The sequence below is a fragment of the Mycobacterium sp. TH-M82 genome (genome assembly GCF_057473605.1).
The window spans coordinates 1-1,632 of the sequence record NZ_JBYCKY010000500.1 but is presented as its reverse complement, the minus strand read 5'-3'; the positions used below and the strand labels follow the sequence as shown (position 1 = coordinate 1,632).

Here is a 1,632-nt window from a genome sequence, read left to right as displayed (position 1 = left end):
CCAAGGTCATAAGTCGTTAAACTACCCTCATGTCTGCAAGGAAATCTGCTGGTCAGCGTGTTGGGGTGTGCTCGGCGGCGATTTATGCCCGGATTTCCTCGGATGCGGAGGGCACGGGGTTGGGGGTGGCGCGGCAGTTGGAGGATTGCCGCAAGCTGGCTGCGGATCGGGGGTGGCCGGTCGGGGCCGAGTATGTCGACAACGATGTGTCGGCGTTTTCCGGCAAGCCGCGCCGGCAGTATGCCCGGATGTTGGCTGATCTGGCGTCCGGTGATCGGGATGCGGTGATCGTCTATAACCTGGATCGGTTGCATCGGCGTCCGGTGGAGTTGGAGGAGTTCGTCACGCTGTGCGAGTCGGTGGGGGTGCGTGATGTGGCGACGGTGACCGCCGACATCGACTTGGGCAACGATGACGGGCTGTTCATGGCCCGGATTTTCGCTGCGTTCGCCGCCAAGGAATCGGGGCGCAAGTCGGCTCGTATCCGCCGCAAGATGTTGCAGAACGCCCAGGCCGGGCTGCCGCACGGTTCGGCGCGCCCGTTCGGGTATGAGGCCGACAAGATCACGGTGCGCGACTCCGAGGCCGCGGTAGTCCGTGAGATGGTGGACCGGTATCTGGCCGGCCAATCCTTGCGGTCGTTGACGATCTGGCTTAACGAGTCGCAGGTCGCCCCGAGTGTGGCGACGTCATGGCAGACCTCAGCGGTGCGCCAGGTGTTGTCCTCGGGCCGCATCGCCGGGCTGCGGGAGCACCGCGGGGAGGTGATCGGCCCCGCCGTATGGCCGGCGCTCATCACCCCGGCGCAGCGTGATCGGGTGCTGGCGCGCATGGCGGCACGCTCGGTGACCAAGACCAGATCAGCGCGCACGTATCTGTTGTCGGGGATGTTGCGCTGCGGGCGTTGCGGCAATCGACTGTATTCCCAAGCCCGGCACAGTAACCCGGAGAATCGGACGCGCCGGTATGTGTGTTTGAAGGGGCCGGATCATGGCGGGTGTGGCCGGTTGACGGTGGTCGCCGCACCCGTCGAGGAACTGTTGACCGAGGCCGTGTTGGCGCGGCTGGATTCACCGCAGTTGGCCGACGTGCTGGCCGGCAAAGCCACCGCCGATGCCGATGTGACCGCGTTGGCGACCCAGGTCGACGCGGATCAGGAACGCCTCGATGAGCTGGCCGGACTGTACGCCGACGGCGCCATTACCGCGCGGGAGTGGATCGCAGCGCGTGATCCGATTACCGACCGCATCACCGCGGCTCGCCGGGAAATCGCCACGGCCACCGACACCACCGCCGTCTACGAACTCGCGGGCACCGGTGGTGCGCTCCGCACCGAGTGGGACGAGCTTGATTTGGGTCGCCAGCAGGCGATCGCCAAAGCGGTGTTGGATCACGCGGTCATCGCGCCGGGCACACCGGGTGCGCGCCGCCTGGATATCGACCGGGTACGGCCGGTCTGGCGGGTCTGAACTCCTGACCTCGCCGGGCGTGCTGGGCGGTCGGCGCCGAGCAGGGTCGCAACCCGGCCGATCACTGTCGGATCGGTGACGGTGGCCGGCACGTTTTGTGCGTGGCATGAGGCGGTCAGCCAGGCGATGAACTCGGGCCGTTCATGCAACGGCACCGTCTGAT

1 protein-coding gene is annotated in these 1,632 nt (G+C 66.6%); it reads left to right on the top strand.

Annotated elements, in window-relative coordinates:
* The first annotated feature begins 29 nt into the window (after positions 1–29).
* Positions 30–1,469 (top strand): recombinase family protein, encoded by a 1,440-nt coding sequence (locus AC2VON_RS15600; protein WP_486953764.1) that lies wholly within the window; start codon positions 30–32, stop codon positions 1,467–1,469.
* Positions 1,470–1,632 lie beyond the last annotated feature (163 nt).